The following is a 22902-nucleotide window of genomic DNA, read 5'->3' as shown; positions in this document are numbered from 1 at the left end:
TCCATTTATAAATTACCTAATATTATAGTTCGTCATTGTCTTCTTCAATATCATCATTATCATCTTTTGAAAGATCTTTTATATTTATTTCTTGTGTTTGTTGTTTAATGTTTTCAATAACTTGTGTAGCAGCTAATGTTGCTTCTAAGTCTGTTTTTTCATCGATTTTAATAACTTCAACAGCTTGGATAGTTTCATCTTTTTTAAGATTAATTATCTTTACACCTTTAGCAGCACGTCCTGTTTGACTGATTTGACTAATTGCTGTTCTTATTGTTAAACCGCTTGTTGTAATTAATAATAATTCATCTTGAGGATTTACAAATCTAGCAAACACCAAATCTCCAGCAGATTTAGCATTAATTCCTTTAACACCTTTACCACCACGCTTAATTAATCTAAATAAATCATGATGAGTAAGTTTTCCAAATCCTTTACGTCCTATAGTAAGAATTAGTTCACCTTCACCAGATGTTGAGGCTGACATAACTTCTTGATTTTCTTCTAAAGTCATACCTTTAACACCAGTTGCAGTTCTACTTATTGGTCTAAAATCAGTTGATTGGAATTTAATTATTCTATCTTTATTGTTAGCCAAAAGAATTAAATCATTATCATTTACGACAATAGCTCTTATTAATTCATCACCTTCTCTTAAGTTAAATGCATATTTACCATTTGAGTTAATTCTTTCATATTGACTTAACGATGTTTTCTTAATTACGCCAAATTTAGTTGTTGTAAACAAGTAACTTTCCTCATCATAAGAATTAATAGGTAACATTGAAACAATTTTTTCACCGTCTTTTACATTTAATGAAGGAACAATATTTATAAATGGTGTTCCCTTTGATTGACGTGACAATTCAGGAATTTCATGAGCACGTATTCTATATACGCGGGCTTGATTACTGAAAAGTAATAAGTCAGTATGAGTTGACGTTGTCAGAATATTGGCAATATCATCATCGTTATAAGTTTTCATCGTGTTCATTCCAACACCACCACGACGTTGCATTTTGTATTCTTCTAAATCCATTCTTTTAACATAACCATTTGAACTTGTTGTTATAACAACATCGCGTTCAGGAATCATATCTTCATCAGTAATATTTCCATGAGCATCTTCATCAATTGCTGTTCTACGTTTATCATTATATTTATTTTTAACCTCAGTTAATTCTTCAACAATTAAATCAATTAATTTATCATGATGACTTAAGATATCTTTAATTCTTGCAATCTCAGTAGTGAGGTTAGCCATTTCTTCTAACATATTATCAATCGCTAAACCAGTTAGACGTCCAAGCCTCATATCTACTATTGCTTTTGTTTGTTTTTCAGTTAGATCAAATCTCTTAGCTAGGTTAGCTTGAGCATCTGCATCGCTTTTTGATGATTTAATAATTTTAATTACTTCATCTATATTTTCGACAGCTATTTTTAAACCTTCAAGTATATGTAGTCTATCTTCAGCTTTTTTAAGATCAAATTGTAGTCTACGTGTTACAACATCTTCTTGATGCTTTAAGTAAACTTCTAAAGCAGATTTTAGATTTAACATTTTAGGTTCACCATTAACTAAAGCAACCATATTTGCATTAAAGTTAACTTGTAAATTAGTTTGACGGTAAAGTTTATTTAAAAGAATGTGAGGGTTAACATTTCTTTTAACATCTATTACAATTCTTATTCCTTCACGAGATGATTCATCACGTAAATCAGCAATACCTTCTATAGATTTATCTTTTACTAGTTCCGCAATCTTTTCAATAATTGCTGTTTTTTTAATTTCATAAGGAATTTCTGTAACTATAATTTTGCTTTTTCCAGACTTTAATTCTTCAATTCTAGCAACTGAACGAACCGGAATTGATCCTTTACCAGTTTTGTATGCATCTTTAATTCCATTAATTCCTAAAATTGTTGCTCCTGTTGGAAAGTCGGGACCTGGTATATATTCCATTAATTCATCAATAGTAATTTCTGGATTTCTAGCTAAGGCTATTGTTGCGTCAATTGCTTCTCCTAGATTGTGAGGAGGAATATTTGTGGCCATACCAACAGCAATACCTGAACCACCAGAAACAAGTAAGTTCGGAAATCTCGAAGGAAGAACAGAAGGTTCTTGTTCACTTCCATCATAGTTATCTACAAAAGTAACGGTATCCTTTTTTATACCATCAAGCATTTCTGAAGCAACTTTAGACATTCTAGCTTCGGTGTAACGCATTGCAGCAGCTTCGTCACCATCTATTGAACCAAAGTTACCGTGACCATCAACTAGTGGATATCTCATTGAAAAATCTTGAGCCATACGAACCATAGCTTCATAAACTGAACTATCACCGTGTGGATGGTACTTACCTAAAACATCCCCTACGATACGAGCTGATTTTCTATGTTGAGATGTATGAGTAATATTTAATTCACTCATATCATAAAGTATTCTTCTATGAACTGGTTTTAGACCATCACGTGCATCAGGCAATGCCCGAGAAACAATAACACTCATTGCATATTCTAAAAATGAGTTTTTCATTTCATTTTGAACAACTATTGGTTTAATCCCATTTAATGGTTCTTCTAAAATTTGACTTTGTACTTGATATTCTGCTTTATTTTGAGGAATTTCTTCTTCTTCCTCATCATCGTGATCATTTGTTTCTTCAACTGGTTTAAACGCAACAAACAATTCATCTTCTGGAATGAAATCTTCATTTAATTCTTCATTTAATTCATTATTTTCATCAATAATAATAGGTTCTTTATTATTATTTTTTTTATTTGATTTTGCCATTGATATCTCCTTAAGAATATATAGTTAATATAATATATTAAATATAGAAAATTATATCATAATGACCTGTGTTTTAGACGGCTAATTTTAGTAAAAAAATATAATAAAAATGTTTAATTTTATTTAAAAAATAATTGTGTTTTTAAGAAAATATTAAACATAAAAAATGATAAATATTTTTTCATTTTATTTGAAATTAGTAAGTTTAAATTAAAAATGCAAGAGATATGTAAAAATAAAAACTATAATTAGAATTAGATTTATTATCTACAAAAAAACATTATAAAAGAAGGATATTATGACAGAAAAATTTAAAGCTTTTGCAGACAATGGAATCGAATACAAAGGTCAAATTGAAGAAGAATTTGATGTTATTGTAGTTGGTTCTGGACCTGGTGGATATTTAGCGGCAGAAGAAGCTGGTAAGTCAGGTTTAAAAACATTAATTATAGAAAAAGAATTTTGGGGTGGAGTTTGTTTAAATGTTGGATGTATTCCAACTAAAGCATTACTAGCTTCAACAGCTACATTAGAAAACATTATCAATGCTGCCGGATTTGGAATAATAGGTAACTTTGATAAGTTAAATATTGACTATGATCAAACATGAATTAAAATGCACGAACGCAAAAAAGGAATCACAACTAAAATATCAGGTAGTGTAAAAATGTTAATGAAAGCTTCAAAATGTAAAATTCTTGAAGCTGAAGCTAAGTTTGTTGGATCACATGAAGTTGAAGTTGAAGGCAAAGTATATCGTGGCAAAAATATAATTATGGCTATGGGTAGTTTAGACAGAAAATTAGATATGCTTCCCGGTTTTAAAGAATCATACAATGATGAAAATGCTTTAACTTCAAAAGAAGCTATTAATTATGGCGAAAAAAGACCTAGCTCAATTACTATTGTCGGTGGTGGAGTTATAGGTGTTGAATTTGCGCAAGTATTTGCATCAGTTGGAACTAAAGTAACAATTATTCAAAATATGGATAGATTGTTACCTGGAATTGATTTAGATATTGCGAAAGAAATTGCCAAAAAATTAACAGCAGCAGGTGTTGAAATTATTTTCAATGCTTCAAGCACTGAAATAAATTCTAAAAAAGAACTTGTGTACAAAGTTAATGATGAAGTAAAAACAGTGAAATCTGATGTTTACTTAATAGCTGTTGGACGTGTTCCGGTTAGTGAAGGTTTAGAACAAACCGGCGTTATAATTGGGCAAAGAAAAGAAGTTGTTGTTGATGAACAAATGAAAACTAATGTTAAAGGAGTTTATGCAATTGGGGACCTAACAGGAAAAGCTATGCTAGCCCATGTTGCATATAACCACGCTTTAATTGCGGTACAAAATATTTTAGGAAATAAAAAACCTAAATTTACAAATACAAAACCAATTCCTGGTTGCATATATACACATCCAGAAATTGCATTTGTTGGTATGACTGAGGAAAAAGCTAAAGAAGCAGGAAAAGATGTATTTACATCAAAATACTTATTTGGATATTTAGGAAAGGCGATTGCCTCACAACACACAGATGGATTTGCAAAATTAGTTGTTGATAAAGACAATGGTCAAATATTAGGAGCTCACTTTATTGGTGCTAACTCAACAGATTACATTGCTGAACTAACTTTAGCAATTGAAAAGAATATGACAGTAGATGACTTAACATACTCAATCCACCCACACCCAACTTATTCTGAAATTGTTTGAGAATGTGCAAGAAGTGCATCATTAAAATTACATCAATTAAAAAAATAATTCCAATAATAAAATACCGTATATGCCTATAAAATAGCCAATACGGTATTTTTTTCAATTATAAAAATTAATATCTAACATAAATGTGGAACATTATTTTTCAATAACTATTAAATATTATTTTTTTTAAAAGTAATTGAATATTAAATATATAACACATGTTAAAATCAAGTTTGGTGTTTTAATTAAGTGCTCAACTATAAATCACCGACCTTGTATGGATACAAGGTAATTCGCATTTTAAATAATGGGAATTTTTTATTTTTTAGAAAGGAAATATGGAACAAGAAACATCTATTGATTTAAATCAAAATAAACAAAACGGTGATAATTTAAATGATAATAAAAATAAAAAACAATCCAGTTTTGTTAAAAAAATTGATAAGTTTTTTAAAATATCGGAAAGAAAATCTAATATTAAAACTGAATTGATTTCAGGTCTTATTACCTTTTTGGCAATGAGTTACATTCTAATTGCTAATCCAAATATTTTATCAGATCCACACGGAGCAAATATGAAATACGGTGCAGCTTTTTTAGCTACAGCTTTATCAGCATTTCTAGGAACTATGCTAATGGGTCTATTTGGAAAATTGCCTTTAGGTTTAGCTCCGGGAATGGGGGTTAACGCTTTTTTCTCATACACTGTTGCCGCTAAATGAGGTTACAGCGCTGAACAAGCATTAGGAATTTGCATTTTATCTGGATTATTATTCTTAATAATTTCATTAACACCTATTAGAAAAACAATCATTAAAGCTATTCCTAAAGATCTTAAATTAGCTATTGGAGCCGGCATTGGCTTATTTATAGCTTTTATTGGTTTGCAAAATTCAGGGATTATTGTACCAAATGGACCTACTGATACTTTCACCGCAAACAATATAACAGTTGATCCTGGTAAAACAATTCATCTAGCCGGTCCCGGAACTTTAGTTTTTCAGGGTACACCATCAGTAACACTTGGGAATCTTGCATCACCTTTAGCTTTATTAGCTTTAGGAGGAATATTATTATCAATTATTTTATATGCTAGAAAAATTAAATTTAACTTCATTATTTCAATTTTAGTAACTGCTACAGTTGGAGCTATTATCAATTATTCATATTATGGAATAAATGGATCATTTATAGATAACTTTCCTAAATTTGACTTTAACGGCCAATTTAAATATTCTGAATTAGGTTCATTTAAAGACATTGTGGGTAAAGGGTTTGTGTCTATATTTACTGATGGCAAAAGTTTTTGAAAAATATCAATTTTGCCAGCTATTATTACATTTTTATTTTTGGATCTATTTGATACTTTAGGAACTTTTGTTGGAGTTGCAAATCCTTTAGGATTAATAAATAAAGATGGAGAATTAGAAGGAGCGGATAGAGCTTTAATGTCGGATTCAATTGCTACAATTGGAGGTGCAGTTTTAGGCACACCAGTTGTGACTACATTTATTGAATCATCCGCAGGAATAGAATATGGTGGAAAAACCGGACTTTCATCTATTATGATTTCATTTTTATTTGCTTTATCAATTCCTCTATTTCCACTTTTTGCAATATTTGCAACTTCCCCAGCAGTTACAGCCATGGTTTTATTTACATTAGGAATTATGATGATGTCTCAATTAAAATATATTAATTGGGATGATATAAGCATTGCAGCAAGTACTTTTACAATTATTATTTTTATGTTATTGACATTTTCAATATCAAACGGTATTGCATTTGGCTTTATAGTTTATGTTACAATGAAATTTGTGCAAGGAAAATTTAAAGATATTCATCCAATGTTGTATGGATTATTCTTTGTCTTTATCGGTTATTTAACAATTATTCAATTTTATTCTTAATAAAACAACCAAAAAAACTAGCTTTGATTTTACTGGCTAGTTTTTATTATTTAAATTACTTATTATTTAATTTAGCTTGCTTTTTAAATTCTTTAAATTCTTCGTCGGTTGCTAAAACAAAGTGTTCATCATTAATTTTTTGTCATGAAGGTTGCACTTCTTGAGAGTAATTGTGCATGTTAGCGTCATAAACATAACCAATAAGTGAACCTTTTTTGCTTTCAATTGAAGGAACTGCCTCTAATAAACTTCTGGTGTATGGATGATGAGCATTATGCATAATTTCGTGAGTAGGACCTATTTCTAAAAGAGTTCCTTTATTTAAAACTGCAATACGATCAGAAATATATTCAACCATTCTTAAATCGTGAGCTATAAATAATATTGTTAAATGGTATCTTTCCTTTAATTCATTAAAAATATTAATAACTTGAGCTTGTATAGAAACATCAAGAGCTGAAATAGGTTCATCAGCTATTAATAATTTAGGTTGCAAGACAACTGAACGACAAATACCAACCCGTTGTTGTTGTCCTCCTGAAAATTCCAGTGGGAATCTACTTAAGACAGTTTCATCTAGACCAACTTGACTAAGAATATCAACTATTAATTTACGTTTGCATTGTTTTTCATTTAACTTAGATTCTTCATCTCTAAATTGCTTTCTTTCACTAACAAAATTAATTATTTCTTGGTACTGACTATTTTGTTTAACTCTTTCATTAAGGATGTCTAATGTTTTGACATTAACAAAATCATAGAGGTCTTTAGTAGTTTTCTCATTATCTCTTATATCTTTTCAAACATTATTAGTTAAAGGATTTTTAGAATCAATTTCATTAATTTTTTTATTTATTTCTAAATAAGTATCTTGGTCAATGTTTGATAGATAAATATCTTTTGAACTTTTAAGATTAGTTAAACCCTCTCCAATTACTTGTTCAACATTTTTAAATGGATTTAAACTGTTTGTTGGATCTTGAAAAATCATTTGAACTTTATTAACCATAAAGTCAATTGTTTCTTTTTTATATTTTCCAAAGTGAACCTTGTCAATATTTTTAGGAATTACTCTATCTAAAATTTTAATATACCCAAAATTATGAGGAACTAAGCCGATAATAGCTCTACCAGTAGTTGTTTTACCTGAACCCGATTCTCCAACTAAACCTAAAACCTCACCCTCATATATATTAAGATTCATATCTTTAATAGCTGTATATTTTTTTGCACCGAAACCATACTCTATATCTAAATTTCTAATTTCAACAATTTTTTTCTTTGAAGATGAATCTAACATTTCATGAACACCTTTTCTTATAGGACGACAAATCTTTTTATTAAATTTTCCTTTTTCACAATAGTATTCTTGTTTATTTTCATTCATACTTATTTCTCTTCTTTACTTTCGTTGTTTTTGTCTTGTTCATGTTTGTATTCATTAATTTCTTCTTCAGTAAATGATTGTTTAATTTCGTTAGATGATTCAGAATCTGCTAAATCAACTACGCCCGATAATTCTAGTTCTACATTATGTTTTTCTACTTCATTTTTTCAAAAAATATAATTTTGACTATTTAAATCTTCAAAAAAGTTCTTACCATGTACTTGTTCTAGTCTATTGAAATATCTTTTTCAAAGATTTTGGATTAATTTGGGAGGTTCATAGAAAGGCGCTTGCTTGTCTAGTAGAGCAGACTTAACAATATGTGTTGAACTTATTTGATACATATCTGCTTCTTGTGTGAAATCACGTCCAAGCGCATAATTATTACGAACCGCAAATGAATCTCCTTGAATATAGTTAAGTGATGAAGGAACAGAACCTCTAATAACTTCAAGTTTTTCTTTTTGATTATAATCAGGCATAGATGAAATTAAACCTCATGTATATGGATGTTGAGGGTGAATTAAAACCTCTTCTCTTGTCCCCGATTCTATAATTTGACCTGCATACATAATATTTATAAAGTCGGCTATTGATGCAACAACACCTAAGTCGTGTGTAATAAAAACAATAGCAATTTTAAATTTTTCTTGTAATTCTCTAATAATATCAAGCACTAAAGCTTGAACTGTTGGGTCTAAAGCTGTGGTAGGTTCATCCATAACTAGTATTTTTGGTCTTAGCGAAACAATTGCAGCTATAGCAATTCTTTGAATCATACCTCCTGAAAGTTCATGAGGATATAAATTCATAACTTCACGTGGATTGTTTATTTTAGTTAATTCTAAATATTTAATAGATTCTTCAAAAGCTTCTTTTTTAGTTTTAACAATTTTATTGATAAGCATACCTTCCATAATTTGCTTGCCAACTTTCATTGTAGGGTCCAAAATAGACATTGGGTTTTGGAAAACAGCAGAAACTACACGTCCTCTTAATTTAGATTTTTCTCAATTAAATAAATTGTAACTTTGAACTTCAAGTCCATATAGTTTGACTTTACCCGTTTCAATAATAGAGTTGTTTCCTGTAAGTCCATATAAAAGTGATGTAATTACTGATTTTCCTGAACCGGATTCACCAATAATAGCATGAACTTTACCTTCATATATTTTTAATGATGGGCCTCTTAGAACTAAATTCTTTTCTTTAGGATTAGCTGGATTTTTAAATGTTAAATATATATCTTCAATTTCTGCAGCAACTCTTAAATCTTCACCTAAGACGCTTTCAACTCTTGCATTATTTATATATTCATCAATATCTACTGTCGTATCGTTCTTTTTACCAGAAAATAATCTTTTAGTTTTGATAAATAAATTAGTTCAAAAATCTTTAATGTTTCTTCAAACATTATTTTTTTGATCTTTTCTAACTTCTAAAAGGTTTTTAGGGTGATGTGCAACATTAATTTTAATAGTTTCAGGGAATAATTTTGAATAAGAAACATGATTTGAAAATTCTTTATCTTCAAATCTAGAAGTCATTTTTTCAGAATAATATTTAACTTTATCAATGTAGGTTAAATTTTTTCATTGCTCTGAAATTGATTTTTCTATTTTGCCTTCAACTGGTTTATTAGTTTTTTTACTAGTTGTTTTTTTTGCACTTGTTTTCTTGTTTGTACTTGTTTCCATATTTTCTCCTGACTATCTTTGTCTTAATAAGCTATCCTGAACACTTGCTGAAATAAGTTGAATAGATGTTGTAACAATAATCAACATAAATGAAGGTATCAATACATAACGTGGATAAGTAACAAATATCTTTGAACCTTCAGTAATTAAATTACCAAGTGTAGCATTATCTAATGACAATCCAATAAATGCAAGTGATGTTTCACTAAGAATAACACCAGGAATTGAGAAAACTATTTCTGTAACTAAAATAGGTATAACAACTGGTAAATAGTTGAATAAAACTTTGTAAGTTGGAGTGCCTAATATTTTAGAAGCACTAACTCATTCAAATGATTTAGCTCTCAAAACTTGAGAACGCATTTGGTTTGCAATACATGTTCACGAAGTGAAAGTAAGAGCAAAAACCATAACTCAGAATGTTGGTTTTAATATAATTGTGAATACAATTAAAATAATTATTGAAGGAACATTAGAAATAACTTTAATAATAAAAGTCATGATTCTATCAAACATTCTAAAATGTCCCATAATAATTCCAATGCACATTCCAAATGTTACTTGTATTAAAGTAACAACAACAGCTAATGTTAATGAATATCTAATACCAGATCATAATCTAGCAAAAACATCACGACCTAAAGCATCAGTTCCAAAAATATGACCTTGTTCATAGAAACTGAGATATTTAATAGTGTAATCTAATCTATCAGGATCAAATGCTCCACTCATCCCATTTTCAACACCAACGCTTAAAACGGGAGGAATAACTAAAGCACAAATTACTAAAATTATAAACACAACTAATCCAAAAACACCAGCAAACGATCTACTAAAACGATAGAAGAATTCTTTTCATGGTTTTTGTTGTTGGTTTAAATTACTAGTTTCATGAAATTCTAAAAGATTACCAACAATTTCTCATCTTTTATAAGCAAATGGTTGCACTCAAGGGTTAGGAGCTAATTCTTTTCCAAATTGATTATTTGGACTAATGTGTCTTCTGCCTGGTGCATCACAAAATGGTTTTGAACAATCAAACATAATATAAACTCCTTTCCTTTATTTACTTTTTCTCACACGAGGGTCGATGATTTTATATAAAGCATCACGACATGTGTAAGAAAGTATTGTGATTAATGAAAATAATGTAACCATAAATAAAATTATGTTGTAATCTTTTGAAGTAATTGCATTAAGCAATAATCCACCCGAACCTGTTATGAAGAATATTTGTTCAACGAATAAAGAACCTATAAAACTTCCAAATACAACAACTGGGAAGAATGTTGCAATAGGGAATAGCGAAGGTTTTAAAGCATGAGTTCAAACAAACCTGCTTTTTGATAAACCTTTTAAATAACAGAATTTTGAATGTTGAGAATTTAACTCTCTATTTAACTCAGTTCTTATATATTTAATATAAACAATTATTGAACCTAAGGATAGGGCTAAACCAGGAAGTATGTATGAAAGAATGTTTTTATGATCATACAAATAAGGCAGATTCATTTCCCGGCCTAATAAAAGTAATCAAAGTGCAAAAACTAATGAGGGTATTGAAGAGAATATAGAAACCACAACTGTTGCGATATGGTCAGGTAATTTATCTGGATTCATACCAACGTAAACACCTAACGGAATTCCTATAACTAAAGTTAACATAACTGAAAATATCCCAATTAGAAAACTCTTTAAAAATCTAACTCAGACAAAATCGTTTATATCTTGCCCAGGAAAAACTGATAAAGATATACCAAAATCGCCATGAAATAAATTACCTAAATAAATTAAATATCTTTGACCAAGAGGTTTATCCAAACCATATTTAATTTCAACTGCTTTTTTGGCCGCGTCATCTAAACCTGATGTTATTGTATTTGAGCCAGGAATTGAATTTATTAAGAAAAATGTTATTGTTACAACAATTCAAGCAACTGCGAAAAACTCTGCAATCATTATTAGAATTCTTAATAATACTTTTGAGGTTGTTGATTGAAAATTGAATACTTGTCAGAAACGAGAAACTTCTGGCTTTATCTTATTACTAAAATCAACATAACTTTTTTTCACTGTTAATTTTGAATCTGCTTCAAGGTCAATATTTGTCATAGAAACAAATTCATGATTCTGGTTATTATTTTTTTCCATATTGTTTCTCCTTTCTATTTAAGTTCCAATGGTAAATTACTAATTGGAGGTCTTGCTATATCGTATGCATATTGTAGTGAATATGAATATAAACTTGCAACACCATTAACTCTTGAAATTTCTCAATAAGTATCAACTTCCATTAATGGTACAACAGGAGCTGCCTCACGAACGATTTTTTCAAAACCTGTAATAACTGCAAAAACCTTCTTTTCGGTCCACTTTTGTTTTTCCTCTTCACTAGTAAAAGTATTTGAGAAGAATTTCATATATCTCTTTGTGTAATCAGTTATTAATTCGTGACTTATATCATTTTTGTCTAAACGTTTAACTATAGACAACTCAACCATTTTAGTTCAAATATCTTTTTGTATTCTTAAACGTTTTCTAGTATTTTCAATTTCATTCAAATGACCAGGTTTTATCATGACAGTTTCAGAGAGAAGATTATAGTAGTATCCTAAGTCTTTAAAATATTTTTCATAAGTTCATGATCCTGACGGATTGTTTCTAAAACCTGTTGTTTTTTGTTCATTACTATTTATTTCGTCAGGTTTCATAAAAGTTCTTACATAAGAATAAACATCCGAACCAAATGTATCAAAGTTTCTATAGATTAAATCATACTTACCAGTAGTTCTATAATCTTCATAAACGTTTTCTGGCAAGCTTTTAACGTCAATTTGTATTTCACCATTAAAAGCCTTATTCATAAAGTCAGAAAGAGCTAAACTAGCATTTTTTTGTTCATCAGTTGAATTTGAGATAAATCTCAATGTCACACTATTTTTTCCAGTTTTCTTTTTGTAATGCTCTCAGAATGCACGAGCCACTTCTAAATGAAATGCTTTATCTGTTCGATCAACATTTTCAAATTGCATTGTTTTAGCTAAGTGATCTATATGAGAATAGTTTTGGACAGGAATTGGAATACCTCAACCATTTGAAATTGATTCTGCTTTAGAATTAGCATAATCCGAGTCATTTAAATAGCTATTGGCTTTTATTTTTTCTGGATATTTACCATATTTTGTATACATGTAATCGTGGTCAAAACCAGTTTCCACTGCATCACCATTACTTGAAGAAGCATTACCAAATGCTGTTCAAGTGATAACAGGAAATGATGAGTTTCACCCTACGATATTTAACATAGCATTTCTATCTATTGCATAATAAATAGCATTTCTTAAATCTTGGTCATTAACAGGCGAAGATGAATTAGTAGAAATTTCTGAATAATTAGCTGCTCCATTTGTTTCATCATCTAAGTTAAATGCAAGAGCAATGGTTCCAAATCCATGACTTTTTTTCATATATTTTCTAGTCTTTGGATTTTCCCAATACTTCCATTGCTCAATGGCAGGTATTTTTGTTGCAGCAATATAACCATCAGAATACATAGCACTATTAATGTTAGGATTATTTGAAAAGAAGATCTTAATTTTATTTGAAATAGTATCATTTGCTGAATAGTATTCATTATTTTTATTTAATATTAAATAACCTTGTGGTCCTAAAACTAATTCCCCAATAGTAAATGGTCCACTAGTTAAAAAACTTCTTTTATTTAAACCAAATTCTGATATACCACCAATCGACTCAATGAATTTTCTATTTACTGGAGTAATAACTGTTTTAATATCCTCCAACGCATTAGATAAACCTGTAGGTTGATATGAATCATATTCAATTCTTAATGTATATTCATCTAAAGCTAATAATCTATTTGTAAAATAAAGTCTTGAATCTAGATTTTTTACAAACTCATTTGTTAAAGTGTTTTCATTTGTGCTAGCAAACAATTCTTTATATAAAGTATTAAGTTCTTTATTATAAGCAGCTTTATTAAGTTCATCGTAAATAATACTTGAATTCATTTTTCTTTTTAAAGTATTAGCTTGATCTAATAGTTTATTAAATTTGTCTGATTGAATTTGATAAGGATCAAAGTAAGGATATCTTCTTACTTTTGTAGCTATTCTTTCGGGAATTGATTTAAGTTCTTCTTGAGTATGAAATTTTAAAGAATACTCAGGGTTTGGGAGCATTAAAATAGTAATTTCGTCATCAAAATTAAAGTCAGGTGAATATGGTATTGATGATAATATTGTTTTATTATCATAATTTCAATACATTCTAGCTGAATAAAAACCTAAGTTTAGAGCTGCTTTTTTAATTTTTAAAACTTCAGCTTCATCATCCTTATTTTGACTAGATCATGGTTTGTAATTTTCATTAAAGACATCATAAACATATTTACCATTTTCTTTTTTAAGTTTAGGATAGCCAAATGGATTTTGATATCCAACTTTGTGCTTTCTAATATATTCATTTTGAGCTTCAATTAACTCTTGACTACCTTTAAATTTTCTTTGCAAAATTGACGTTTGTTTTTGACTACCTGTATTAATATCCAAAATATAATGCATAGCATCAATATAATCGTCAGCTGTAACAACATCGCCATTACTTCATTTACTTTGACCTCTATTTAATTGAACCGCTGAAGATAAAAATTTATTAGAGCTAGTTAAAATAGAATTCACAGGTAAAAATTGAGTTGATGTTGTATCGATACTTCCTGGTGCTGCATCTAAATCTTTCAAGTCATAACTGCTTCCAGAATTATCTGGATTTGGATACTTGCTTACAAAATCTTCGACATTGTCAATATTACTGTCTATGTAAATACCTAAAGGTAATTTAGGTAAACTTCTACTTTTAATAGCTTTAACTATTGGATTAGGTCCTTGTTTAATAGGACTTTCAACCAATGAAGGAAGCAATTTATTAACTGAACCATATTTAATATAGTTAAGTGAGTTAATAGGATCTGTAACTAAACCAAAGTCATAATCAATTTTATTACATGATGAGGATAATAAAGTTGTTGAAACTAATGAAGTAGTTATAGAACTTAAAAATAGCATTTTTTTAATATTTTTTTTCATTATTATCCTTTCTAAATAATTCCGTTAAATTGGTCATTAACTCTCATTATTATTTTTCCATCTTTATCTTTATAAATTGCTGTTGGGGCTTGTGATCAAGTTTTTCCATTTTCGGAAATACTTTCATTAGTACCCAAGTCTATTTTCAATGTTTGGTTTCCATTTTCTTTATTTGAGAAATAAACTAAATATTTATGCCCTGGAGTTAATACTTTATTTTTATATCTTGACATAATTCCATAATCTGAAACTCATGAAATAAAACCTTTACCAGCATGATGACCATTTGTATCAGAATAGTCATACTCTTCATCACTTATATAGTGACGGGCATCACTATCTTTTCATGTTGATTCATTTTTAGGATTTTGGAATTTATAGTAGAACATATTATTTGTAAATTCCTTATGAATTTTTAAGGAACGTTTTTCGCCTGTTTCAATATCTTCGAACACTAATCATTCAGCTTTATTAGCAACATCACTAGATAGGTAGCCAAACATGGCAACAGCGTCTTTATCAGAATCACGTCATATATTAGAAATATTACGTTTTCCAATACCTTGACTTTGAATATAGTATTGTCAAAAAGCTTTTGCTCTATGATTTACTTTATTGCCTTTTAAATCTTTAATTCGAATTGTGTTATCTTCAATATCTTTACCTTTATCATCATAAAGTTTGAAATTGATAATATCACGGTATCATCTATCTTTAAATCATCCATTATTAATTGATTGGAACTCACCAAAGTAAGAGCTTCTTCTAACTCTATCATCAGAATAGTTTGAGTCAATTAATCACATATTGTTGTAATGCTTCATATTTAATTTTTTGCTTCTTAATTCATTTTCTTTATCAATAACCAATTCATAATCCTTAATTGAATCTTTAACCGAGTTTTTAGTTCCTTGATCTCCAAAGTCTATTAAATAATCATTTCACTTACCAGTTGTTGTACCATCAACAACATATTCTAAACCTGTATTAGATTCATTAATACCACTTAGGTATTTTGGTAAATTACTAAATTCAGTATTTGAAGGAGAATATGTAATTTGTAAATTATCACGGTTAATTACCTCAGCAAAACAAAATGTATAATCTGAGAAAAATTGGTTGTACTTACGTTCAGTCTTTGATGCAAAATATGCAACAACATCATCAGTTGGTTTAGCTTTTTTAAAGATCCCTTTAACAAATGAAGCTAATATATCCTTCATCGATAATTTATTCATCAAAATATTATGAGCTAATTGAGATGAATACATTTGTGTTTTATTATCTAAAATCATTTGATCAAATAATGTTAATTGATTTAAATCTAATGAATTAGCTGTAGCAAATTCACTAAATGCTTTGAACATGTCTTTTATACTAATGTCTCATTTATTTAAATCTCTAGTTTCAATCGCAACATCAATATCTTCAGTTTTAAATAATCCATATCCGACTTGTTTATCAAATATTCATGCATATCTTAATCTATTTTCATAGTCTGAATCTATTTTGTTTTTTATTTCGCCTAATGAAATATCTTTGACAAATAGAGCAATCTTAGAAGAAGAGAATCTCTTCATAATTTCATTAGCTAGAGCTTGCTTATCACGACTATTAACAAGTTGTTTGTATTCAACTAGTTGCGATTTTGTTAAATTCTTATCACTTTCAATAGCGTCTTTTAATCCTTGTCAAAATACTTCTAAATCAAAATGAGATTTAACATAGTCTATATCCCAGTTAACAATTAAAGTATCTCTATCTAATTTAGCTCTTGTTGTATCTATTGAAGAAAATTCTAATCATTTTTTAGCATCACTAAACTCAACATCCAGACCATAAAGTTTTTTACCTGAATCGTTAATTGTATAGAATGAATCAAATAATGATTGAGTTGTTGACTTAGCAACAAAACGTGAATTTAATTTCATTTTTTTCAAATTATAAATGGCGGGTAATGATTCATATTGATGGTGTTGTCCTAAAACATTGTTATCTTCGTCAATGGTTAATCATGTACTTTTTTGAATATCATTACCAATTATTTCCTTAATGTATGGCGCTATTCATTTCAACAATGGTTTCATTCCAAGTTCATCTATTGCAGATTTTGGATATCCACTAGCAAAGAAAACTTCGGTGAAGGCTTCATCGAGCATAACATTAGGTAAATATTGATGATCTTTATCAAAATAAAATACTTGTGAACCTCCAGAACTTAAGGTTAAATTCTTACCATTTCCAGTATACATTGCTGCAATAACATCAATTAATTTACTTGAATTTGGTTTTACAAAGAAATCTTCTTGTAAAACATCAGGAGCACCAGTTCCAACAGTACCATCATTATTGTAAAACTTAGCTAATGGTTCTTTACCGTTAGATTCTTTCTTGATTGTTCCGTTTTCAAAGTCACGAGCCTTAACATAATCTAAATATGAATTTTTCATTACGGCACTATAGTTTGTATTAATAGTTCCAAAAATATTATCTAGTAAAGGAAAGGCTACATCAACTTTAGGATCGGTTGTTAAATTTGTTGTACTTGAGTTTCAACCAGTTATTACAAATTGTTCTACAATCAACGATTTAATAACGTTAACAGCATTACGGATTTTATCTTCAATAAATTTAACTGTATTATTCACCTTCTTACCATTAGCATCAGTAGTTACATCATAATATCCAGAATTTGGATCATCAAAATCAATTCCAATAGGAACATTAATATATGGTGTTCCATTTTTGTTATATAAACAAATTTTCTTGATTTTATTTATTCTATTGCCAGATGAATCTTTTTCTCATTCAACAATTTTAGGAAGTAATTGACCATTAATAGTTTCGAATTCTACCGGTTTACCTAAACCATCTTTTAGAATACCTTTAAGCATTTCAATTGAAGCTGGTTTAAATTCATATTCTTTTGTTGATTCATTATAAATCATATATTTTGCTGGATGTTCTGCATTACTTATAAATGAAGGGCTTAATGTACCTGAATTTTGATCTAATGAGTTCATCATTCAAATATCAAAAATTTGAAGTCATTTTTCATCCTCTTTTGTACTTAAATTATTTGCCTTACGACGCGCAATAGTTGCTTCTAGAAGACCTTGATAATCTTGTAAAAATCTACGCTTTTTGTTTTTTAATGCTTCAGCCAGATTATCTTCGCCTTCTTTAAAGCCTCAGATATCTTCCATTTTTTCTAAACTTTCTTCATCAAAAACAATATTGCCTTCCGCATCTTTACGTGCTAATTTAAAAATTGAATACTCACCATTTTCATCAGTTTTAACAACATTTTTTTCTTTCAATAATGTTCCGGTTGCTAAGTCTAAGTGAGTTCTAGCTTTTAAATATAAATCAAAAACCTCTTTTGAATAAAAGTTAGCAATATGAGGAGTTGCTCCAGGAACTAAGGCACTAACATAGACTGGTTTTTTGCCTTTATCGCCTAATTCTGTCGCACCGTTTAAAGTCATATGGTGGCCATACTCGTGGGCCGCTACAAATTTTAAGAAATCAATCGAAATACCTTTGAAGTTCGGATCACTCATAGCAAGAATTGCTCATAAACCAACTCTACTATCAGAATTGAATCCAAGATATCTTCCATTTTCAATTGAATATTCAAATACACCTTGATCATTCAATTTTTTAACTAAATGTTCACCAGTTAACCATTCAGCTGCTCAAGGAACCTTATCCATTAATGTTTGTGTTAAATCTGAATATGATTCAGCATAAATACTATATGAATTTTCAAGAGAAGCTTTTCCATTTTCATCTTTAATTTCTCTTGTTCCTTCTTCTTTAATTAATGTAGGTTGCGTAAGTTTTTTATAACCAATTGTTTTGAATAAATCTATCATTGATGTTAATCTAGAATCACCACGTTTATTTTCAACATTAGCATCTAAATTAAATCTTCAAAATACTTTATTTGTTATTATATTGTCATTGCTTGATAAAGCATTATCAAAAGTAATTACTAATTTTTTGCCATTTTTAGTAATTGAGTCTAATCTAACTTTTCTTATATTGTCTTTTTCAAATTGGTCCAAATTCTTAACATCTTTAGTAAGAATTCCTTTATTAGTTAATATTTCCAATAATTCAACCTTTGAACGAGCAATAATTAAATTGTTATTATTTAATTCAATGCCTAAATCATTCTCATTGTAAAGATTTTTAAATGTTTCTTTCTCCGCGAGTTCTTTTAATCTTAGCTCTTTAATCAATTTAGCTGTGTTTTTAAGACCGTCTCTATAAACGCTTTCAAAATTACTGAAGTTAGCAAGAGCGAAAGCGGATTCCATAAATAAATCAACTTCTGCTTTAAAATATGTAATTCTTCCTAATAATTCATTTCTTAAATTTATATAGTTAGCCAAACTAAGATTATAGCTATTAATTGAATCAACTAATGATAATGGGGCACCGTTACCAGAGTATCTATCTAAATCAAAATCAAAGTCTTTTCTATTTCACAATGATTTAATTTTTTGATCATCAATGAAACTTTTGTAATCCTTTAATTTTAATTTATCAAATTGTTCTTGTTGATATTTAATCAGACCTTTAACTTTGTATAACTTAGATTGTAATTTATTTTTAAGAGTTAGATCACTTGTATTTGCAATTTGAGATTTTATTTCTTCAACCAATTTTTGATTCTTATAAATATCTGCATTTACTTTTTTTGCTTCTTCTAGTTGATAAACAACAAGTGGAGTAAATAATCTAGCTACTCATTTTATTTTTTGATCATTAGTATTTTCTTGATATTTATCATTGTAATTTAATGCTATTTTATTTGTCATTACTCTATAGTATGCATTTATGTATTTTTCAATCTCATCAATTGAATATTTATTAGCAATTTGAGTTACAAATTCTTCAACATTAACTAATTTTGCCATATATTCTAAGACTAATTTTTCATTATTTGAAGCTTTTACTTTAGCTTTAGCAATGTTTGAAATTACTTCATTTGTCAATTGATTCAATTTGTTTTTAACATCTTTATCATTTATTCTAGTCTTATCAACTTTGTCAAATGAAGTTAAAGCATAATTATTAAAACTTTGTTCCAATAAAGCCGCGTATTTATTAGATAAGTCTTTATGAGATTCTAAAATAGGAACTAATTTTAAATATAAATCTTTAGCTTCTTTAAGTTTTTCAACAACATCTTGTTTATATTCAATTAATTTAAGACCTAGTTCTTTAGTTGTGTTTTCGATGTTGTCAAATGCATCATCAAAAAGTGACTTAAATTTATTTAATTCAGGAATTACTGTAACTAGATCGTTATAGAAAAATTCTTTGTTCTTTTTGTCTGATGAGTTTTCTTCTTTGTAATTAATGTATGCTTGAATTGACATTAATTTAACATAATTAATTGAATTATTTTTATATTCTTCTGTACTATTTTTAAGGCTATTTATTATGTTATTTAATTTTTCTAATAAAACTTTATAGTTAGTTGAAGCTAAAGAAGTATTCAAATTATTTTTAGCTTTATTTAATTCGCTATTTGAATTTTTGTCTAAAAGATCAATTTGGTTGTTAGCTTCTTTAACAATAGAATCATTAGCAAATTTACCACTATATTTTTGGTAGAATGCAATTAATTTATAGAAGTAATCGTATTTTGAACTTTTTGGATCAACAATAAAATTATTAAAATTATCGCTAACTTGTTCTAAATTTGAATTATTTGAATTAATATTTGAAAAAATTAAAATATCTTTAAATATTTCATTAAATTTATCATGATTTGAAGTTTTAAAACTCTTTAATTCTTTACATAAATCTTCAACACTTGTTTTAACGTCTTTATTAATTTCAACGCCTTCATAAGATATATTTTTAAGTTGATGAGATAATATCGATTTGTCTGTATCACCTACATAAATATAAAATTCTTTTAACACTTCATCATATAAAGAACGCACAAAACCATCAAGATTTGCATAATCTCTTCAGTTTATTTGTGAATTAGCTTCAATATTGGTAAGAGATTCTAGAGAAATAATTTGATTTGGTAAAAAACCTAAATCATTTGTATAGTAAGTTAAATTAACTTTATTATTTCCCATTTTAACAAAATTGTAGCCATTAAATATTTTGTTAAGATATTCAATTTCATTGTTTCAAGTATTAAATATTTCATTTAATTTAGAAGCTTTTTTTGCTTTGATTTCATTAATAGTTTCATTATTTGTTGCGGCAATGCTTTTTGAAAGATCTTTTACAGTGCTGTCAGTTTGAATTTGAAACAAAATAAAATTAATTCTTTCTAAAGAATTTGCTACTTGTTCAGATAATCCCATTCTTTTATGTACTCTATCTAAAACATCTTTTGCATCTTGAACTTTCAATTCAACTTTAGCTTTAGAAATTTCTAGTATTTGTTTACGTATTTTATTAGATTCATCATCACTTAATTTTAGATCTTCAATTTTTTTGATAATTCTTTCATTATTTTGAATAATACTTTCTTTGTTCTTAATTCTTATAAGTGAATCGTTTTTTTCTTTTCTAATCTGAACTAGTTCTTTTTCTCAATTTTCGATTTCTGCCGAATTCGATGAAGAAGTAATTTTAGATTCAATTTCTTTTATTTTAGTATCTAAAGTAGTAATACTTTTGTTAAGTTCTTCAATTTCCTTTTGAAATTCTTTAATTTGTTTTTTGCCTTTTATAATTTCTTCTTCATACTCAGGTTTAAAGTCAGTATATTTTGCATTTAATGGTCTTAACAACTTGTCATATTCTTCATCTTTTCTTATCTTAGCAAGAGCTTCTTTATATTCAGTCTTCAAATTATTTGTTAAATCCGAATTGTTTTCAATGTGGTCGCTAACAATTCTTTTTAAAATATTAACTAATTCAACAATTCTATTTTTTGCATTAGTGTAACCTTTTTCAATTGTTTCAATTTCACTATTTTTTATTCATTCATTTTTATCATTAAAAATCATCGACTCTTCTAGAGAATTGAATAATGAATATGATGTACCATCGTTAAAAATTATTTTTAAATATTTTTCCTTAAATCTGTATGTGATTTCGGGATTTTGGATTGTTTCAAATGATATATTAGTTATTGTTTTTTGTTCAATTGGAGCATTTTCTAGATTTTGTAATATTTGATATTTATCTGTTTTATTGTATTTTTTAATAAGTTCTTTTAGATTTTTTCTAGCTTCACTTTCTGAATTTCCATTAAGAATCATGAAGTAATCACTTTTTACGGATAATCTTAATTTTTCAAGATCATCTATTGCTTCTTCACTAATTTTATTATTTAAATTGCTTTTTAAAACTCATACTTTCTTATTAATTAATGAACGCTTATCATTTATGGTTCTAAATGATTGTTCAGAAATTGTCTTCTTTGAAACATTAGCTAAAGAATTATATCTAATAACATTTTTTAAGAAATGCTTTAATTCATCTGAAGAAAGTAATTTCTTATTAACTTTATAAAGTAGCGAATCATTGGCATTACCTTGTCCAGCTAAAATACTGTGCATTGGAAGCGAACCAAAAAAGGCATCTGGATAAAATTTAATTGTTGTGTATTCCTTTTCTTTGTTTGAGTGCGCACCAAGTGTAATATTGTTACCATTCATTTCAACACCCTTAACAATTGAGAATGACTTAAGTGTTATAGTTTCTGGTCCTCAAGAAATATTTTTCATAAATCATTGAGTAAAAATATAAAAATCTTTAGCACTAACAGCTTCAACATATTCATTGTAGAACACAAAAGGACCATAACTAATTTTTAAGAATGGCATTGATTGATTATTGTAATAGTAATCCAACAAGTATTCATTTACGTCTTTATATTGACCGTTAATAATAACTGATCCATTTTCACCTTTAGTTACATCAAATTTTGCAATGTCCTCTTTGTTACTATTAACAAAAGAAAGTTTTGCATCTTTTTCAACATCAACAAACTGATTACTTAAAAAGACCTTATTATTAGCTTCGCTAGGATTACTTGATGATATTTTTAACGCAACCATTGTTGCAGTTGTTGCCGCTAAAATTACACCAGTTGAAATTGCATATTTTGGTCATACCATTGTTCTTCAGTTAAATTTCTTCTTACTCATTTTTTCTCCAATTGTAATATGCTAAATAAAGAATATTATCATTACTTCACATAAACTATTACTTTTATATTTATAATAATTTGAATAAATATCATTTATCTTACTATCTAATATCATATATATATCTATACGTATTAATATAAGTAAACATATTTTA

The 22902-nt window shown here is 28.1% G+C and carries 9 protein-coding genes; 2 read left to right on the top strand and 7 right to left on the bottom strand.

Going from position 1 to position 22902, the window contains the following annotated elements:
- Nucleotides 1-22: 22 nt before the first annotated feature.
- Nucleotides 23-2800 (bottom strand): DNA gyrase subunit A, encoded by a 2778-nt coding sequence (gene gyrA, locus JXZ90_RS00310; protein ID WP_205848413.1) that lies wholly within the window; start codon nt 2798-2800, stop codon nt 23-25.
- A gap of 298 nt (nt 2801-3098) precedes the next feature.
- Between gyrA and lpdA the strand changes: the two genes are divergently transcribed.
- Together lpdA and JXZ90_RS00300 are read left to right on the top strand one after the other, a co-directional pair.
- On the top strand, nt 3099-4565 hold the full coding sequence (gene lpdA / locus JXZ90_RS00305) for a dihydrolipoyl dehydrogenase (RefSeq protein ID WP_205848412.1): 1467 nt from the start codon (nt 3099-3101) through the stop codon (nt 4563-4565).
- Between the two features lie 278 nt (nt 4566-4843).
- Nucleotides 4844-6415, top strand: coding sequence for an NCS2 family permease (locus JXZ90_RS00300; protein ID WP_205848411.1), 1572 nt, complete (start codon nt 4844-4846; stop codon nt 6413-6415).
- A gap of 55 nt (nt 6416-6470) precedes the next feature.
- On the opposite strand, the gene JXZ90_RS00295 is transcribed toward JXZ90_RS00300, so the two are convergent.
- From JXZ90_RS00295 to JXZ90_RS00270, 6 genes are all read right to left on the bottom strand, one after another.
- Nucleotides 6471-7802 (bottom strand): ABC transporter ATP-binding protein, encoded by a 1332-nt coding sequence (locus tag JXZ90_RS00295; RefSeq protein WP_205848410.1) that lies wholly within the window; start codon nt 7800-7802, stop codon nt 6471-6473.
- 2 nt (nt 7803-7804) lie between these two features.
- Nucleotides 7805-9349, bottom strand: coding sequence for an ABC transporter ATP-binding protein (locus tag JXZ90_RS00290; protein WP_205848671.1), 1545 nt, complete (start codon nt 9347-9349; stop codon nt 7805-7807).
- 162 nt (nt 9350-9511) lie between these two features.
- Nucleotides 9512-10543: an ABC transporter permease gene (locus tag JXZ90_RS00285; RefSeq protein ID WP_205848409.1), complete on the bottom strand. Its 1032-nt coding sequence runs from the start codon at nt 10541-10543 to the stop codon at nt 9512-9514.
- A gap of 18 nt (nt 10544-10561) precedes the next feature.
- Nucleotides 10562-11650, bottom strand: a complete 1089-nt coding sequence (locus JXZ90_RS00280) for an ABC transporter permease (RefSeq protein WP_205848408.1) — start codon at nt 11648-11650, stop codon at nt 10562-10564.
- Between the two features lie 14 nt (nt 11651-11664).
- Nucleotides 11665-14604 carry an ABC transporter substrate-binding protein gene (locus JXZ90_RS00275; protein ID WP_205848407.1) on the bottom strand — a complete coding sequence of 980 codons (2940 nt, stop codon included), beginning with the start codon at nt 14602-14604 and terminating at the stop codon, nt 11665-11667.
- Between the two features lie 11 nt (nt 14605-14615).
- A complete protein-coding gene (locus JXZ90_RS00270; protein WP_205848406.1) occupies nt 14616-22745 on the bottom strand; it encodes a PDxFFG protein in 8130 nt (2709 codons plus the stop codon).
- Between the last annotated feature and the right edge of the window lie 157 nt (nt 22746-22902).

It is taken from the genome of Mycoplasma sp. Mirounga ES2805-ORL, assembly GCF_017084445.1.
Taxonomy (GTDB): Bacteria; Bacillota_I; Bacilli_A; order Mycoplasmatales; family Metamycoplasmataceae; genus Mycoplasmopsis.
Note: the sequence above shows the minus strand (reverse complement) of the source record. Positions and strands in the feature narration are given on the sequence as shown.